Raw genomic sequence first — 16232 nt, 5'->3', positions numbered from 1 at the left:
ATAGTGAGATAGAGGTGATCGCACTGCTCGATAAATTGGCGCAACTGCTCGAGTGGGTTTTTGAGTGAGTATGGCGTGAGCTCGGTGTCTTCGATGTACAAGACGCCAAGTTCATCCGCTCGTTGAAACAGCGCGGCGGTATTGCTTGCGCGACTTACGCCAATGCACGCGTACTGAAAGGGCCACTTATGCGCTTGGCAGTAGCGAGCAATTTGATGAAACGGCGTGCCTGAGCTCGGCTGCGTGTCTTGGGTATCAAAGGTGCGCAAATCAAAATGGGCATCAAAATTGATGATGCCTATCTTCGGTGCGATCTGCTGCTGTTGAGCTTCGCCTTGAGTCGTTGTTGCAGGCGACGTTTTATCCAAGTGGCGCTGAAGAAAGCTCGCTAACCCCTGAAAAGAGGCCCACGCCACTTCATGCCCACCACCTAAGGTGATCACTTTGCTGTGCTCGAGTGCGAGTGCAATGTGCTGCGCGCACTCATGCTGCGCCGCCTCAAGCTGGCCTTGGGTGCAGGTGACATTCCCTAAGTCGAGCAAAGGGGTCGATTCATGCCACGCGAGGTTTGCCAATGCTTGGCGAATCGCATCTGGCCCACCGGCGGCGCCGACTCGTCCTTTGTTACGTGCCACGCCTTCATCACAGGCAAAACCCAATAGGGCAATGGCATCTTGAGTGTGCTCACTGAGCGTGTCGCTAGTGGTAGAGGTGACGACATGATGCATGCGCTGACCCAGTGCGCCATCTTCTTTATCATCGCGCCCTTGCCAGTGAAAAGATGATTGAGGTTGATTAGGCATGATTGAGCTCTCCCAATACAACACGTGCGGTTAAACGCGGCATGCCTTGCTGGTAGCTAAGATCTGCTGGGTGGGCGATGTCCCAAATCGCAAGATCAGCATCAAAGCCTGGTGCGATCTGCCCGCGTGTTTGTCCATAGCCCAGCGCTTTCGCGGCGTGGCAGGTGACACCGCGCAGCGCTTCTTGTGGCGTTAAGCCAAATAAGGTGCACGCCATGTTCATCATCATGGTTAAGTCGGCAAACGGCGAGGTGCCGGGGTTGAAGTCTGTCGCGAGCGCCATAGGGACGCCGGCTTGGCGCAAAGAGTCTATCGGTGGGCGCTGCGTCTCTTTTAAAAAGTAAAACGCTCCGGGTAGCAAGGTGGCAACAGTGCCTGATTGAGCAAGCGCATTCACGCCAGTCTCATCCAGGTACTCAATATGATCCGCTGAGAGCCCAGAGTACTTGGCCGTTAACGCACTGCCGCCAAGGTTCGACAGTTGCTCAGTATGCCCTTTAATCGCGAGCCCATGCGCGTTTGCACATTTGAAGACACGCTCGGTTTGCGCCAGTGAAAAGCCGATGGATTCACAGAAAACATCCACGCTAGTGGCAAGCTGCTCATCAGCCACGGCAGGAATGATCGCTTGGCAAATATAGTCAACGTAATCGTCGGCGCGCCCTTGGTATTCTGGTGGCACCGCATGGGCGGCAAGCAGGGTGGGCGTCACGCGCACTTTGCGGTGCTGCTCAAGTGCTTTGGCGGCGCGCAACATTTTCAGCTCATTGGCGAGTGTCAGACCATAACCGGATTTGATTTCCACTGAGGTGACACCGGTGCGCAGCAGTCCATCCAAACGAGGCAGCGCGAGTTCAGTGAGCGTCTGTTCGCTCGCCTCTCGAGTGGCTTTCACGGTTGTGAGAATTCCGCCGCCTTGCTCCGCGATGGTTTGATAACTGGCGCCGCACAATCGCATTTCAAATTCGTGCGCTCGGTTACCGGCATGAATCAGATGGGTATGGCAATCAATCAACCCCGGCGTCACCAGTTGGCCTTGGCAATCATAGCGTTCGGGCTGCGGTTTGATGTCGCCGACAAAGACGATTTTACCTTGCACAATACCGATACTGGTCGGCGCGCTGACTTGATAGCCGCTCTCGCCCTCACACATCGTGACGAGCCGAGCATTGCAGAGCACCAAGTCGTAGTGGGGTAGCTCAGAGGAGAACATTCGATAGACTCTTAGATTTAAATGTATATACAAATAATGAGTCTTGAGTAGTCAAATGATCAAGTGTGATGTTATGAAAATGTGATCGCTAGACCAATTTCAAACGGTCAGAAGGTCACTTTTGAGCTGAGTTTGTAACGCGTGCCGGGATGATAAAGTAATGCGGTACTGACCAGTTTATCTTGGCTCCAGGTACGGCGATTGAGCAGCAAACAGGGCTCGTTCGCCGCCAACTTTAATGCGCTGCGGACTTTATCATCTGCCACGATCGCTTCCACTGTGTGTTCAATCGCACTGAGCGGGCAGTGCTGAGAAAGGTATTGGTTGGGCGTTAAGGTGGTGAAGTCCTGCGAGAGATAGTCGGGCGCATACGCCTCGTTGACCCAGCGCAGTTCGTATTGAATGGGGGAGTTGTCCTCAAAGTGAATGATTTCACTGTAAAACACCTTGGTATCGAGCATCACCCCCAGCTTGGTCGCAATAACGCCGTCGGCCAATAACTCGACCTGCTTAATCACTTTACTGGAGTAGGCTTTGCCTCGCTGCGCGACCTCTTCTGCGATATTGCGAATATCAAGCAGCGGTGACTCCGCTTTCTCATCTGGCGCGCAAACAAACGTGCCCAATCGAGGTCGGCGCTGAAGTTTGCCCTCTGCGACCAGATCGCGAATCGCTTTGTTGACCGTCATACGGCTGACATTGAACTGCTTGGTTAACTCTAGCTCGGTGGTGATTTGGTGACCGACCGGCCAATGACCCGAGCTGATCTGTTGTTCGATGAAGTGTTTGATTTGTAGGTATAACGGTGATTGACTCATAAGCTCACTGATTTCAGAGGGACACGCCTTCCATTATTGACTATACAAAAGGGTAACCGATTGGCTGAATGCGTCAAGCAAGAGTGAGCAAGTTGTGAGGCAAACAGGGTCATGACCCTTGTTTGCCCATTAATGAGGAGAGCTGAACTTAATTAGGCAGCGCTAAGATGCGTAGTGAGGTAGGGGTGCCAAGCGTCTTGATACAGCGCTTTAGAGAGCTTGCGCATTTCATCGACCTTGGCCATTTCAATGTCATTAAGCGGGCGCGATTCTGCGGCGGCTTGACGCTCAATCAGCTGAATCTGCTCATAAATATCGTGCTCTGCACCATTTTTGACATCCGCAATGGCTTTGAGGTGCAGTTGCACCTCGGCAACCAACTGAGTTTTGGGCAACTGAACCAGAATATTCAAGTCACGATAGCCTGATGCTTGCGGGCTCTTAAAACGGTTCTTTACTTTGACTACCGTAGTTTCGCGCGCTAATGCTTCATAGGCGGACATCAAGCCATCAATATCGTGCGCCACTATGGTGGCTCTGGCAAGGTCGGTGATGCGATCCACTTGACCGTCGAGCTCATGGGCAATTTTCTCTTGTGCTCGCTGGCTTGATTTTACGCCAGCAAAGTAAGCGTCGGTGGAGGTTAACAGTGCGGTACTTTTACATAAGGTTTCGAGCTCCGCTTGCGCTTGGTGCGCTTTGCTGTAGAGCACGTCAAAATCTGAATAGGGTTGAGTGGGGGAGGCGTCGGTTGATTTAATGCCGTACAAACCGCTCAAGTTGTGTTTAAACGCTTTAGGGCTGACTTGGTTTTGCTTGGTACTGGGTCCTTCATCTCGGTCAGGGGCCATAGGGATGGCGGCAAACGCCGGGGCGCGGCTGAGCATTAACAGCATCAGTGCAGTGGTACGCAAGAATACGCTCATTCACTCTCCTTAGAATCGTAGTCGCTTAGAAAATGGAGGAAAAAGGAACCGCTAAGTGCTACGTGTCTGATTAAGATCTTGGGATGGAAATGGCCTTTCCAAGGTCCGCTATTCGATAAACGTTTGAATTATGATGTTGGTCTCAATTTCATTAACTTACCTTGGTTGGATTGCGCGTTTTTGCTTAAGTTCATCCGCAAGTTGTAACCAATTATGATCAGATTCCATCGCCGAGTGCCTTATCCCACCTACCACGAAGGCTGACTTTCCGTTAGGCTATGGCACGTCAGTCATCGAAAGAGAAAGAGAATGAAAGATCCTGAGTTTTGGCATGCCAAATGGGCATCCAATGAGATTGGTTTCCACTTGGAAGACGTGAATCCATTGCTGATTCAATACTGGCCAGCGACCAACCCCAGCGCAGATGAAAACGTATTTGTGCCGTTGTGTGGTAAATCAGAAGATTTGGTGTGGCTTGCCACCAAGCACAGTGACGTGCAAGGGGTGGAGCTGAGTAACATAGCAGTGCGCGCCTTTTTCGCTGAGCATTTTTATACGCCATTGGTGATTCCTCTCAATGGTCAGCATGAGCTGTTTCAATTCGATGAGCTCTCTATCTACACCGGAGACGTCTTTACCGCGCCCGTCAAACCGGTCGATTTGGTCTATGACCGCGCAGCCTTAGTGGCGCTGCCTGAAGAGATGCGTGTCGACTATGTGGCAAGAATTCAGTCGTTACTTAAACCCGGTGGGCGGATTTTACTGGTCACCTTAGATTATCCTCAATTGGAGATGACGGGCCCCCCATTTAGCGTGGCCGAGCAGGAAGTTCGTGCTCTGTATGAGGGGTATCAAGTGACCAAGCTCTATCGAGATGATGCCGACGAACGTCATCCAAAAATTGCGAAGCGCGGTTTGTCACGCTTTGCCGAAGAGGTCTATTTGATTCAGGCGCCATCATGAGGCGACGATCGGAACTCTGACAATCGGCGAAAATAAAAAACTCTGGCCATTACGGACCAGAGTTTTTTATTACTTAAATAGACATAGGAGTGAACCTATCAGTAAATCACCTTGATCTTACCGGCTGCGTCGACGGCGCTCTCGATGGCTTGCTCAATGGTGTCACGGCGTGTAATCGCAACGCCAAGACGGCGGCGACCGTTGATATCAGGTTTACCGAATAAACGCAGCTGGGTTTGAGGCGCGCTGAGTGCCTGTTGCATGCCTTCAAAACGAATGTCTTGTGAGGTGCCTTGACCTAACACGACGGCAGATGCGGCAGGGCCGTATTGAGTAATGCTGCTGATTGGCATGCCGGTAAACGCGCGGACATGCAGTGCGAACTCTGAACTGTCTTGTGACATCAAAGTGACCAGGCCGGTATCGTGTGGGCGCGGCGAAACTTCATTAAAAATCACCGTGTCGCCTTTGATAAAGAGTTCGACACCAAAAATGCCGTAGCCGCCTAATGCATCGACAACGCTTTGCGCCGCATGCTGCGCCGCTTTTAGCGCCTTATCCGACATGATTTGTGGCTGCCAAGACTCACGGTAATCGCCATCTTCTTGGCGATGCCCAATTGGGGCGCAGAAATGAACGCCGTCAACGGCGCGTACCGTCAGTAGGGTGATTTCGTAATCAAAATCAATAAAGCCTTCAACAATCACGCGACCTGCGCCAGTGCGGCCGCCATCTTGAGCGTATGCCCAGGCTTTTTCAATGTCTGCATCTGTCTTAATGACGCTTTGTCCTTTACCCGATGAGCTCATCACAGGCTTGCACACGCATGGCAGACCGACCGCCTCAATCGCTGCGGTGAATTCGTCATAGTTGTCGGCAAATCGGTATGGAGAGGTGGTCAGAGAGAGCGTTTCCGCGGCTAAGCGGCGAATGCCTTCACGGTTCATAGTCAACTGTGTGGCTTTCGCACTCGGCACGACATTGAGACCACGCGCTTCAAGCTCGACCAGCTTGTCGGTTGCGATCGCTTCAATTTCTGGCACGACATAGTGAGGTTGCTCTTTGTCGATGATGGCTTGCAGTGCGTCGCCGTCAAGCATGTCTAGTGTGTAACTGCGATGCGCGACTTGCATAGCAGGGGCATCTTCATAGCGGTCACACGCGATGACTTCTAAGCCCAGTCTCTGACACTCAATGGCGACTTCCTTACCCAGTTCACCTGAGCCGAGGAGAAGAACACGCGTTGCATTTTGACGAGTCGCTGTACCAAACATAATCAACCTTTTAGAGATGTAGAATTTGGCGCTGATCATACGAGGATAGATCTCAAAAGGCAAACGTTTGCGTCCATCTCAATTTTGTGACTTATATTAGGACTCTTGCATGTATTTGTTGGGTATGTAGCATAAATCAGAGTTATAATCTTAAAGTGACTTGTTGTAGAGTAATCATCAAATAAGAATGCAATACGATCCTAATAATTCCATCAAAATTCCAATCGACACTCTAACCGTCGGTATGTTTGTCACCGCACTGGAAGACAACAAAAAGGTGAACCTAGCAAATGCTGGGCGCGTGCCGTCAGAGCAAGCCGTCAATCAACTGATCAAAAATGGTATCCAATTCGCTTGGGTTGACGAAAGTTTGTCTGCTAAAGGTTGCACTTTTAAACCCGTGCAACAGCCATTCGATGACTCGCACAACATTTCGCCACCTGCGGCGGTAGAATCGGTGAAGACCGAGGCAGTTAAGCGTAAAGCCAAAAGCCGTTTTTCCATGCAGAAGAAAGCGAGCAATATTATTCGTGAAGCCAAAGGGCTCGCTCATCGCGTATTGACCCAAACTTTTGATGGTAAAACGGTCCATGTCGATGAGTTCGATGACTGGGCGGAAGATTTGATTGAATCGGCGCTGGTGGACTCCGATGCGCTGCAATGTGTTTCAGCGCTGCGCAACAAGGACGAGTACCTATTGGAGCATTCGGTCAATGTGGCCACCTTATTGGTGACCTTTGGTAAACATCTGCAATTACCAAGAGAGATGCTCAAAGAGATGGCGATCGGCGGCATTATTCATGATGTGGGCAAAGTGAAGGTGGATGATAAGGTGCTGCACAAACCGGCACGCTTAACACCGGAAGAATTTGAGCACATGAAGCTTCATCAAGTGTTTGCGAAAGATATGATCATGTCCGTGACTGGGCTCAGTGATGTGAGCCGTGATGTCTGTCTGATGCATCACGAAAAACTGGACGGCAACGGCTACCCGAACGGCCTTAAAGGGGATGAAATTCCACTGCACGGTCGCATGAGTTGCATTGTGGATATCTACGATGCCCTCACCGCGGATCGCGTCTACAAGCGCGGAATGAGCTCGGCAGAGGCGTTTAAAATTCTATTGAGCCTCACGCCCAATCACCTCGATCGTGACTTGGTGTATAAGTTCATCAACTGTATCGGTATGTACCCAGTGGGGGCGTTAGTCGAACTCAGTGATGGGCGAGTGGGCATCGTCTGGACATCCAATGAATCTGAGCCGTTGAAACCGGAAGTGAAGTGTTTTTACTCGCGTAAGAACAAGCATTATGTCGATGTGGCTTTTGTCGATCTCAAACGCAGTAGCGTCAAGATTGCCAAAGCGATTGCGCCAAGTCAGCTAGAAGTGGATGCGACGCCGTTCTTTGACGTTTGATGCCTCGATAGTGAGCCGCTACTTTTCGTTGTAGGCAGAATAGGTCTTCGCAGGCAACACTGTCACCGTAAACAGAAAAAGCGCCTTTTACTCACGTTATGTGGATAAAAGGCGCTTTTTTATCGAGCACAATTTGTCGGCGTTAAAGCTTAGATCGCAAGATAGGTCAGTGGAATATCTGGTCCCAATACTTCAAGGGTCGCTTGCGTGTCGGCCAGGTGGCTTATTCCGCCTTCGGCCATCTCTGCCAAGGCTGCAGATTCAATCTCGCTGAAGGATTTTCCGGCCATCAACAGTTGAATTAACGCGACTTGCAGTGGTGGCAAGCTTGGGTTGAACGCGGCGTTTTCAGCGTACGCACCGAGATAGGTCGAGCCATCGGTGGTTTTGAGTGCGACACCGCTCAGGTTGTGAGTGTAAGGTGAGTGGCTCATATTCAGCGCTTTCAGTGCTGCTTGTACCAACTCGTCACCCTCTTCACTGTGATAGCCGTGATTGACCTCAGACATCAAACCCGACTCAATGCCGAGATCGCTAGGGCCAAAGGCTTCTGGCAGATAGTCGTGCAGAGTCTTGCCTTCACGTTCAGGCAATTGAACCGTGAGTTCTTTTGCCGTCGACAGTTCATTCATAAACTGACGACAGTGGCCACAAGGGCTGTAGTTGATGGTGATGTCAGAAATGCCTTGCTCGCCTTTCATCCACGCGTGGCTGATGGCACATTGCTCGGCGTGTACCGTTTGACCGAGTTGCACACCGGCAATCTCAACGTTGGCACCGAAATATAAGCGACCCGTTAAGCCGCGCACAATCGCGCCCACGTAGAATTTAGACAGGGGGGCGTAGGAGAACGCCGCCGCGACAGGCAAGAGCATCACTCGCGTATCAGCATCGTTGTTACCGCTGATGTTTTTTAACTGCTCAAATTGGTCGGCTGACAGGGTGGCATCAAATGACTCGCTCAGCACGATGGGTTTGAGGTAATCGGCAACGTCGCTAGGGAGCTGTGTCAGGGCTTGTTCTATGCGGCTGGTCATAGTAAATCCTTTATTGTTATTTCAGAGTCAAGCTCGATGCTAGGGAAAACATAGCTAGGTTGTTGACATCTTGTGATACTGGACAATCATTCTATGCGACGCACCAAACAATACAGTGATAAAAATCACACTTACGATTGTAACGAGTGCAAATTTACTGATAGATGAGTGATGTCACACAATTCTGGCGCGCTGCCTAGCCGCAGCTAGTGCGATAACCAGAGTGCCAGAGCGAAAAATGACGGTGCCAATATGGAGGTGATCACGCCACATACCACCAGAGCCAGAGAGCTAAACGCCGCATCTTGCGCGTTTTTCTCCGCACAGGTCGCGGTGCCAAGGGCATGTGAGACGGTGCCCATGGTCAGACCCTTTGCAATTGGGTGGGTGATGTTTAACAGCCCGTAGATAGGGTAGGCGAAAATTGCCCCAAACAAGCCGACCAACAGCACTAAGATCGCTGCAATCGCGGGTTCGCCGCCCAAATGGCTAGAGACTTCCATCGCAATCGGCGTGGTTACCGATTTGCCGAGTAAACTGGCGATCAAGGTTAAGTCGGTGTCTAGGCTAACGGCAATCAGACTGGCCGTCGCCATTGACAGGACGCTACCCACGCCGCATGCCAACATAATGATGCGCCAATTGGCCCGAATTTGGGGGAGCTGCTCATACAGTGGGTAGGCCAAGGCCACAACCGCAGGCTGCAGCAGGAGATTGATCCAGTGATTGCTTTCGTAATAGGTTTCAAAAGGAACGCTCAGCCAAGTCAGAAGCGGGATAAGAACCGCTAGGCTGACCAGCAGCGGGTTCATTAACGGTGAGTTGACTCTGCTGCACACCCAACGCGCACTCAAAAACACCACCACAGTTACGAGTAGCCACATCATTGGTCGCCTCGCTTAAGCAGGCGATCCAGCATCCAGCCCAGAGAGACGAGGACAATCGCTGTGCCACCAATCGCACTTGCCAGAATTGGCCACGCATTGTGGTAGAGCAGATCGAAGTGTTCCATCAAGCCGACACTGATGGGCACAAACAGCAGTACCATATAGCGAATAAACAGCGTCGCACCGGGTTTGACCCACTTTGAGGGCACCAAGCCGCTTGCCATCAAGGAGAACAAAATAAGCATGCCGATGATGCTGCCGGGAATCGAGGTCTCCAGCCATTGCTGAATATTAAGACCGGCGATCAGGCAGAGAAAAATCAAGCCAAATGAGATGAAGTAGTGCAATAAAGTACGAGGCATAAGAGCGGTGTTGCCTTAAGAGACCAACTGTTGAACGTATTGATAGACCGATTTTAAGATAGCGACTTTCTTTTCGTCACTTTCATGTTCATGAACTAAGTTTTCCAGATTGATCATGTAATCTTCAATGCGACTTTCGAAGTACTCGCGGCAATGCGCCGCCCACTGCTGCTGCTCTTTTTCATCCAATGTCCATGGGTAGTGGCGTGCGCGGTAGCGAAATAGTAGCGGGGCGATGCGTGGATCACTGAATTCAATGTCTAGACCTGCGAGTTGCTGCGGATCCGTTTGGCGAATGATCTCCATGGCTGCTTTGTCGGCAGGAGAAAAGAAACCGTCATACAACTGAGTATCCACATCGGATGAAGTAGCGTACTCTCTTTCAATACTGTACAAGCCAATCAACTTTTCGCGGATTTCTGGGTGTTGGCGCAGCGTGGCTAGGTTTTGTAAGCACTGCTCGCGGTCGATGCCAATATGAGCGGCATTGTCCGCCGTGAGGGTTTTCGCTGGGGCGAGAATTGGGCACTTATTGAGATGTACCAGTTTGACCGGCACGGGCAGTTCATCTGGCCCTAGGTCGTCTCGTTTGGTGTACAAACGTGTGTTGAGTGCGTCGACATCAAGATCCAACAGTGGCTGAGGATCTTTGGCTAAGTCCACCATGATAACCGCGTTTTGGTTGGTCGGGTGCCACGCCACTGGAACCAACCAACTGGTGTATTGGCACTCTCGGCCTAACATGCCGGAGACGTGCATCAAGGGGGTCATATTGACAATATCGATCAGCTCATTGAGTTTGCGTTTATGGCGCATCGACAAAAAGTAATCAAACAATTTGGGTTGTGCGGCTTTGATTTTTTTTGCCATCTCAATGGTGGCAATCACATCCGCCATCGCGTCGTGCGCGTTGGCGTGTTCAATGCCGTTAGCGACCGATAAATGTTCCAGCTTAAAGCTAATAAAGCCTTCTTCGTTTTCTGGCCACTCGATGCCTTCAGGGCGCAATGCGTGACACGCGCGTAGCACATCCAATAGATCCCAACGAGAGTTGCCGTTTTGCCAGCTCCACGCATAGGGATCAATGAAGTTGCGGTAACAGGTATAGCGCGTCACTTCATCATCAAAACGAATGCTGTTGTAGCCCAAGCTAATGGTATTAGGCGTTGCCAATTGCGCGTGAATCTGGGCGATAAATTCAGGTTCTGGCAGCCCTTTACTGACCGCCGTTTGCGGAGTGATACCCGTGATGAGCGCCGCTTCTGGCGCGGGCAAGTAATCGGCAGGTGGCTGACAGTAAATCACCAGCGGCTCACCGATGATGTTGAAATCCATATCGGTGCGCACGCCTGCAAACTGGCTCGGCCTGTCTTTGGCTGGGCTGGTTCCCCAAGTCTCATAATCAAAGAAGAAAAACGTCGGTTGATTATCAGATTGCATGGGTTCTCCAGAAATTGCGTGCGATTGACGTGAAGTATCCGTCAAGAAAGGGCGCGCAAGCAAGGGAAATGGCGAAAAACTTTCACGTCAGGGCGAGGGTGACGATTTTCTGCGCGTTAGGACAAATCAAGGACGATAAGACTCGACGGCCAACGTAGAGGCGCTACGAGTCATCGACTGCTAACGATAACGCTCAATCAGCGCCAACATATCTGGGCTTTCGAGGACGCGGATTCTGCTATGGCCTTTTTCTTTTGCAAACAGTGCGTACTGCATGGCTCGCGCGACGTCACTGGCATGAATGGGAATCAGCTTGCGCAATGGACCTATCATAAGTGGGCGCGCCACTTTTAGCACCGCTTGCAAAACCAATTCATCATTTCTAGGGGTGTCTCTTAGCCCCACTAATGGACCAGGGCGAACGAATACCACTTGCTCAAACCCCATACGCTCAATGGTCAGTTCCATTTTTCCTTTACAGCGTAGGTAATGAGACAGTGAGCGCGATGAAGCGCCATAACTCGAGACAACCGCGAGACGCGTCACGCCCAGCAGTTTCATTTCGCTCGCGACCTCACACACCAATTTGACGTCGACGTGTTCTAGCGCCTCTTTAGAGCCTGCTTGCTTGCGTGTGGTGCCCAAACAAATGAAGCCATAGGTGGGCGTCGGTTTGTCGTCTGTCCACGTCTGTACTTCCAGTTCAGGGTGAATCAGCGTCTCTAACTTGGGATGAAAATAGGGCAAGGCTTTACGAGATAACGCGTAAATTGCCTCGATCGGCTCGGCCTCGAGCATCTGCTTCATCAGTTCGTTGCCAATTAGGCCCGTGGCGCCTGCCGTGATGACGACAAGCGGTACACGTTCGTTGGGGTTGTGTTCAGTCTGGTTCACCGTCAGCCCTGCATGAGTTCGAAGAAGGTGAACGAAGAATCCTACAGGATCAGTGAAAAGTCTATGATCCCATCCTATCTTTCGTGATCTAATGGGTATTTGTGTCCTTGTGTGGAAGAACTGGGGTTAGGTGAGTGAGAAAGGTAAGCGACGAGTGCTTTTCTTGGGTGAGGACGAGCCGTTTTTGGGTTTACTTGAACGTCGATTTGCAATCATACAGACCTCCTTGCGCTCTACGTTACTGATCAAAAGCGTTCTACGTTATTGATGAAAATATAGTACAAATGGAGAAAAATACCAGTTGAGGTCAATAAAACCGATGAATTGACCAGCAAATGGTCAATCACAACAGGAGCGGCGGGTGTTCAAAACGGTATTTCGCGGTACACTGACAAAAATTCAATCTCACCATAGGGATACGTGATGAACATTGACTTGACGACCATGCCGCCTGCGGACATTTATCATTTGATGACGCAAACGGTGATTCCCAGACCCATCGCTTGGGTACTGACGCAATCAGGCACGCAAAACTATAATTTGGCGCCGTTTTCGTACTTTACGCCGATTTCTAGTAATCCACCGCTGTTGATGTTTTCGGTGGGCAAAAAGCCCAGTGGCGAGATCAAAGACACGACGCGCAATGTACTAGCAAGCCGAAAAATGGTGGTGCATATCGCTCATCAGGCGCAAGCCGAATCGGTGACGCAAACCGCCGCAACCCTAGAGCATGGTGAGTCAGAAGTGGTAGCCAACGGTCTTGAGTTGGTCAGCTTTGACGGTTTTGATCTGCCTCGGGTGCAAGGTTGCCCGGTGGCGTTTGGTTGTTCGCTGTTTGAAGTCAAAGAGATCGGTGATACCCCGCAAAGCCTTATTTTCGCCAAGATTGAGCAGATCTACCTTGATCCTAATATCGTGACAGAGGAGGGCGAACGCCTGACGATTGATGCTCTGTCGCTCAACCCACTTTCCCGTCTCGGGGGCAGCCAATACGCTCTGACTCGTGACGTTTTTTCTGTAGCTAGGCCCAAATAACATGTTAAACCACGCTTTTTCTGACGCCATTTGGCACCGTATCAACCAAAAAACCAAACCTCTTGGCTCGCTTGGCTTGCTTGAGTCAGCCGCTCATCAATTGGCGCTGATTCAAAGTAGCAAAGCGGGCAAACTCGCGCAGCACATCACGCTCAACCAACCAGCTGCTATCGTCTTCGCTGGCGATCACGGGATTGCCGATGAGGGCGTCAGCATTGCGCCTAGCGCTGTGACGCAGCAAATGGTGCTTAACTTTTTAGCGGGTGGCGCTGCGGTGAACTGTTTCTGCCGCGCCAACGATGTTGCGCTTACTGTCGTTGATTGCGGAATCTTACTGCCGGTGGAGTCTGACTCGGCGCAGTTTATCTCTCAGCGTCTTGGCGAGAGAACCCACAATTTTGCCGAGCAAGCGGCGATGAGTGCTGAGCAGGTCGAGAACGGCTTGCGTCTGGGGGCGCAGGTGGTCGACAAGGTGATCGCATCTGGCTCTGAGCTGGTGATGTTTGGTGAAATGGGCATTGGTAACACCAGTAGCGCGGCGGCCCTACTGAGTGCTTTGATCAAGGAGCCGGTTGAGCGCTGCGTCGGCCGCGGAACGGGCATCACCGATGAGCAGTACGAGCGCAAAGTGGCGCTGGTTGCTCAAGGTGTTGCGCGCTGTGACGGCCTAGAGGTGAAAGAGGTATTGGCCGAGGTCGGCGGGTTTGAGATTGTGCAGATGGTTGGCGCTTTCTTGGCGGCGGCTAAAGCGAAAGTGCCGGTGCTGGTTGATGGTTTCATTGTCAGTGTAGCGGCGTTGGTGGCAAGCGAACTTGAACCTTCAAGCCGAGAGATGATGATTTTTGCCCACCGCTCGCATGAGTCGGGTCATCAATTGTTGCTGCAAAGACTGGAAGCTTTGCCGCTGCTTGACTTGCAGCTGCGCCTAGGTGAGGGCACTGGCGCGGTATTGGCCGTGCCTTTGCTGCGCAGCGCCGCCGAGTTCTACAACACGATGGCGAGCTTTGAAGAAGCCGGAGTAACGGTCTAATGTGGCGCGCGAGCAAATATCAATGGCAACTGTTTTGTTTGGCGTTGGGATTTTTCTCGCGTCTCCCTATCCCGTCTTCGACGCCTTATAGTGAGGCGCGCATGAACCAAGCCGGGCGTTATTTTGCGTTGGTCGGCGCCATTTTGGGCGCGTTGTGCGCCTTGGTGTATGGCGCAGCGCAGTGGTGGCTGCCCAGCAGTGCGGCGCTGTTTGTCATGATGGTGTTTAGCTTGATGCTTACCGGCGCCTTTCATGAAGATGGCTTGACGGACATGGCGGATGGTATTGGCGGCGGCATGACCACCGAGCGCCGCCTCGAGATCATGAAAGACAGCCGCATCGGTACCTATGGCGCCAGTGCACTTATCATGGCGCTACTGGGCAAGTTTGTTTTGCTGAGTGAACTCATCGAGCAAGTAGGTCAAAGTATCACTGCCATCGGTGTGATCCTTATTGTCGGCTATACCTTGAGTCGTGCGGTGGCCGCCTCGTTAATTTTCGATATGCCTTACGTCAGCGATCTCGGTGGCAGTAAAAGTAAGCCCTTGGCGCAGCGTCAAACTCGGCTTGAATTAGGTATTCTCCTTATGACGGCTGCAGTGCCGTGTCTGTTTTTATCCGCAGGCGCGGTGCTAGCGCTAGTGATTGTCGCTGTGGTGTTTCGCTTTGGCTTTAAACGCTGGTTGCAGGCGCGCCTCGGCGGCTTTACCGGTGACTGCTTGGGCGCGGCGCAGCAGATCATGGAGTTGCTTTGTTATCTCACGTTGCTTGCATTCGGTGGTCCCATTCTCACTGGAGGTGCAGGGTGACGATTCATTTGGTGCTTGGCGGCGCTCGCTCAGGCAAATCGCGTTTTGCCGAAGCGCAAATTCGCTCGCTGTGTGAAGCGGGCAACGCCGCGCAGGGGAGTGAGGTAGTCAAAAAACACTACATCGCTACGGCGACTCATCTCGACCAAGAAATGGCCAGTCGGATTGCGCACCATCAAGCACAGCGTGTCGGTGAAGGGTGGCACCTGCATGAGTGCCCCACTGAGTTGAGTGAGCAACTGGTCCACTTTGGTCAGTACGATGTGGTGCTGATCGATTGTTTGACGCTGTGGCTGAACAATGTCATCTACAACGGCGGCGAGACGCTCAGCGATGAAAACACCCAACAACGCGTGGCGCAGTTAGTCACGAGCATTCAGGGCTGCCGCGCGGATATTGTCTTAGTCAGCAACGAAGTAGGGTTGGGCGTGGTGCCATTGGGCGAAATCTCGCGTCGCTTTGTCGATCACGCCGGTTGGATGAATCAAGCCATTGCACAAGTGGCAGACAAGGTGACGCTGGTGGCCGCCGGTCTACCTGTTTCATTGAAATCGTAGGAGTGCGGATGTCTTCTATCCGAGTCTCGCTTGTTCGTCACGCCAAAGTGGATGGCAAGCCTGCTTTGTATGGTCATACGGATGTGGCGGTGGCGGCGGAGCGCCAACAGGCGTTCGCGCGTGCGTTGGCGGAAAATGGATATGCCACGCTGCCGATCGTCACCTCACCGCTGCGTCGCTGCGCAGATCTTGCTAAAGCCCTGCAGGCGTTGGGTGAAGAGCAACCAAGCGGCGTCAGTCCATTCACCCATTCGGTCTCAACCCCATTTACGGTCCCTGTGACGATAGAGCCTCAATGGCGCGAGATTTCGTTTGGTCAACTCGATGGTATTCCTTTTGATGAGGTGGGCGAGCAGTGGTCTGCGCTGGAGGCGTTTTGGCAGCATCCGGCTCAGCACCCGTTACCCGGCGCAGAAACGTTAGAGCGTTTTTATCATCGCGTCGTCAACGCTTGGCAAGCGCTTGTTGCTGAGCTTTCACACGATACCTTGGTGGTGATGCATGGCGGCACGATTCGGATGATTTTGGCTTATGTGTTGGGGCTCGATTGGCAAAATCCGGCGCTGTTTTCAACCTTACATATTGAGAACCAATCGATCACGCAGCTTGAGTTTTACACTGATGAGAGCGGTCAGGTACAAGCTCAGCACGCACGGGTCCGAATGATTGGCGCGCCGCTAGGGACTGGATAAGCACTGTTTAAGGTTATCTCCTAATCGCTTAAGGCTGTCTTGTAACCGATAGCGACTTAAAAATGGCGAGCAGGT

Annotated in this window: 17 protein-coding genes; 7 read left to right on the top strand and 10 right to left on the bottom strand. The window is 51.8% G+C overall.

The features are described from left to right. The 4 genes from hutG to AC6R1O_RS05335 form a co-directional block, all read right to left on the bottom strand. The coding region (gene hutG, locus AC6R1O_RS05350; protein WP_500656615.1) for a formimidoylglutamase at positions 1-803 on the bottom strand (803 nt) is incomplete at its 3' end. Continuing rightward, the gene (gene hutI, locus AC6R1O_RS05345) at positions 796-2016 is read right to left on the bottom strand and encodes an imidazolonepropionase (RefSeq protein ID WP_500656614.1); all 1221 of its coding nucleotides are present in this window, start codon (positions 2014-2016) and stop codon (positions 796-798) included. The genes hutG and hutI, both read right to left, overlap by 8 nt. Positions 2017-2123: 107 nt before the next feature. Continuing rightward, a complete protein-coding gene (hutC, locus tag AC6R1O_RS05340) occupies positions 2124-2834 on the bottom strand; it encodes a histidine utilization transcriptional repressor HutC (protein ID WP_487902426.1) in 711 nt (236 codons plus the stop codon). Between the two features lie 152 nt (positions 2835-2986). Then, entirely contained in the window at positions 2987-3760 is a 774-nt protein-coding gene (locus AC6R1O_RS05335) for a nucleotidyltransferase family protein (RefSeq protein ID WP_500656613.1), read from the bottom strand. A 309-nt stretch (positions 3761-4069) separates the two neighbouring features. Here AC6R1O_RS05335 and AC6R1O_RS05330 point away from each other — a divergent pair, with 309 nt between their 5' ends. Then, positions 4070-4723: a thiopurine S-methyltransferase gene (locus tag AC6R1O_RS05330; protein ID WP_487902428.1), complete on the top strand. Its 654-nt coding sequence runs from the start codon at positions 4070-4072 to the stop codon at positions 4721-4723. A gap of 98 nt (positions 4724-4821) precedes the next feature. Here the strand turns inward: AC6R1O_RS05330 and purT are convergent, their stop codons facing one another. Next, on the bottom strand, positions 4822-5997 hold the full coding sequence (gene purT, locus AC6R1O_RS05325) for a formate-dependent phosphoribosylglycinamide formyltransferase (RefSeq protein WP_487902429.1): 1176 nt from the start codon (positions 5995-5997) through the stop codon (positions 4822-4824). Between the two features lie 187 nt (positions 5998-6184). Between purT and AC6R1O_RS05320 the strand changes: the two genes are divergently transcribed. Beyond that, positions 6185-7414, top strand: a complete 1230-nt coding sequence (locus tag AC6R1O_RS05320; protein ID WP_500656612.1) for a cyclic di-GMP phosphodiesterase — start codon at positions 6185-6187, stop codon at positions 7412-7414. 149 nt (positions 7415-7563) lie between these two features. On the opposite strand, the gene cdd is transcribed toward AC6R1O_RS05320, so the two are convergent. The 5 genes from cdd to AC6R1O_RS05295 all read right to left on the bottom strand — a co-directional run bounded on the left by cdd (position 7564) and on the right by AC6R1O_RS05295 (position 11938). After that, entirely contained in the window at positions 7564-8451 is an 888-nt protein-coding gene (cdd, locus tag AC6R1O_RS05315; RefSeq protein WP_500656611.1) for a cytidine deaminase, read from the bottom strand. A gap of 206 nt (positions 8452-8657) precedes the next feature. Further along, a complete protein-coding gene (locus AC6R1O_RS05310; RefSeq protein WP_500632222.1) occupies positions 8658-9335 on the bottom strand; it encodes an LrgB family protein in 678 nt (225 codons plus the stop codon). Next, entirely contained in the window at positions 9335-9700 is a 366-nt protein-coding gene (locus AC6R1O_RS05305) for a CidA/LrgA family protein (protein WP_500627146.1), read from the bottom strand. Before AC6R1O_RS05305 ends, AC6R1O_RS05310 begins: the two co-directional genes overlap by 1 nt. 15 nt (positions 9701-9715) lie before the next feature. Further along, positions 9716-11140, bottom strand: coding sequence for an exodeoxyribonuclease I (gene sbcB, locus AC6R1O_RS05300; protein WP_500656610.1), 1425 nt, complete (start codon positions 11138-11140; stop codon positions 9716-9718). A gap of 180 nt (positions 11141-11320) precedes the next feature. Beyond that, entirely contained in the window at positions 11321-11938 is a 618-nt protein-coding gene (locus tag AC6R1O_RS05295; RefSeq protein WP_487903132.1) for a Rossmann-fold NAD(P)-binding domain-containing protein, read from the bottom strand. A 519-nt stretch (positions 11939-12457) separates the two neighbouring features. Here AC6R1O_RS05295 and AC6R1O_RS05290 point away from each other — a divergent pair. From AC6R1O_RS05290 to AC6R1O_RS05270, 5 genes are read left to right on the top strand one after another with little or no spacing between them, the layout of a single operon-like run. Next, positions 12458-13069, top strand: coding sequence for a flavin reductase family protein (locus AC6R1O_RS05290; protein ID WP_500656609.1), 612 nt, complete (start codon positions 12458-12460; stop codon positions 13067-13069). Between the two features lies 1 nt (position 13070). After that, positions 13071-14099 (top strand): nicotinate-nucleotide--dimethylbenzimidazole phosphoribosyltransferase, encoded by a 1029-nt coding sequence (gene cobT / locus AC6R1O_RS05285; protein WP_500656608.1) that lies wholly within the window; start codon positions 13071-13073, stop codon positions 14097-14099. Further along, a complete protein-coding gene (locus AC6R1O_RS05280; protein ID WP_500656607.1) occupies positions 14099-14908 on the top strand; it encodes an adenosylcobinamide-GDP ribazoletransferase in 810 nt (269 codons plus the stop codon). Before cobT ends, AC6R1O_RS05280 begins: the two co-directional genes overlap by 1 nt. Then, positions 14905-15465 (top strand): bifunctional adenosylcobinamide kinase/adenosylcobinamide-phosphate guanylyltransferase, encoded by a 561-nt coding sequence (gene cobU / locus AC6R1O_RS05275; RefSeq protein WP_500656606.1) that lies wholly within the window; start codon positions 14905-14907, stop codon positions 15463-15465. The genes AC6R1O_RS05280 and cobU overlap by 4 nt, the downstream gene beginning before the upstream one ends. Positions 15466-15473: 8 nt before the next feature. Next, entirely contained in the window at positions 15474-16157 is a 684-nt protein-coding gene (locus tag AC6R1O_RS05270) for a histidine phosphatase family protein (protein ID WP_500656605.1), read from the top strand. Positions 16158-16232 lie beyond the last annotated feature (75 nt).

The organism is Vibrio sp. R11-SG3-ISO3-SZ, from assembly GCF_059834345.1.
This window is presented reverse-complemented; position numbering and strand designations above follow the sequence as displayed.

Bases quoted from the DNA above. Each gene is read 5' to 3' on its own strand.
- hutI (WP_500656614.1), bottom strand. From the start codon at position 2,016: ATGTTCTCCTCTGAGCTACCCCACTACGACTTGGTGCTCTGCAATGCT.
- hutC (WP_487902426.1), bottom strand. From the start codon at position 2,834: ATGAGTCAATCACCGTTATACCTACAAATCAAACACTTCATCGAACAA.
- AC6R1O_RS05335 (WP_500656613.1), bottom strand. From the start codon at position 3,760: ATGAGCGTATTCTTGCGTACCACTGCACTGATGCTGTTAATGCTCAGC.
- AC6R1O_RS05330 (WP_487902428.1), top strand. From the start codon at position 4,070: ATGAAAGATCCTGAGTTTTGGCATGCCAAATGGGCATCCAATGAGATT.
- purT (WP_487902429.1), bottom strand. From the start codon at position 5,997: ATGTTTGGTACAGCGACTCGTCAAAATGCAACGCGTGTTCTTCTCCTC.
- AC6R1O_RS05320 (WP_500656612.1), top strand. From the start codon at position 6,185: ATGCAATACGATCCTAATAATTCCATCAAAATTCCAATCGACACTCTA.
- cdd (WP_500656611.1), bottom strand. From the start codon at position 8,451: ATGACCAGCCGCATAGAACAAGCCCTGACACAGCTCCCTAGCGACGTT.
- AC6R1O_RS05310 (WP_500632222.1), bottom strand. From the start codon at position 9,335: ATGTGGCTACTCGTAACTGTGGTGGTGTTTTTGAGTGCGCGTTGGGTG.
- AC6R1O_RS05305 (WP_500627146.1), bottom strand. From the start codon at position 9,700: ATGCCTCGTACTTTATTGCACTACTTCATCTCATTTGGCTTGATTTTT.
- sbcB (WP_500656610.1), bottom strand. From the start codon at position 11,140: ATGCAATCTGATAATCAACCGACGTTTTTCTTCTTTGATTATGAGACT.
- AC6R1O_RS05295 (WP_487903132.1), bottom strand. From the start codon at position 11,938: ATGCTCGAGGCCGAGCCGATCGAGGCAATTTACGCGTTATCTCGTAAA.
- AC6R1O_RS05290 (WP_500656609.1), top strand. From the start codon at position 12,458: ATGAACATTGACTTGACGACCATGCCGCCTGCGGACATTTATCATTTG.
- cobT (WP_500656608.1), top strand. From the start codon at position 13,071: ATGTTAAACCACGCTTTTTCTGACGCCATTTGGCACCGTATCAACCAA.
- AC6R1O_RS05280 (WP_500656607.1), top strand. From the start codon at position 14,099: ATGTGGCGCGCGAGCAAATATCAATGGCAACTGTTTTGTTTGGCGTTG.
- AC6R1O_RS05270 (WP_500656605.1), top strand. From the start codon at position 15,474: ATGTCTTCTATCCGAGTCTCGCTTGTTCGTCACGCCAAAGTGGATGGC.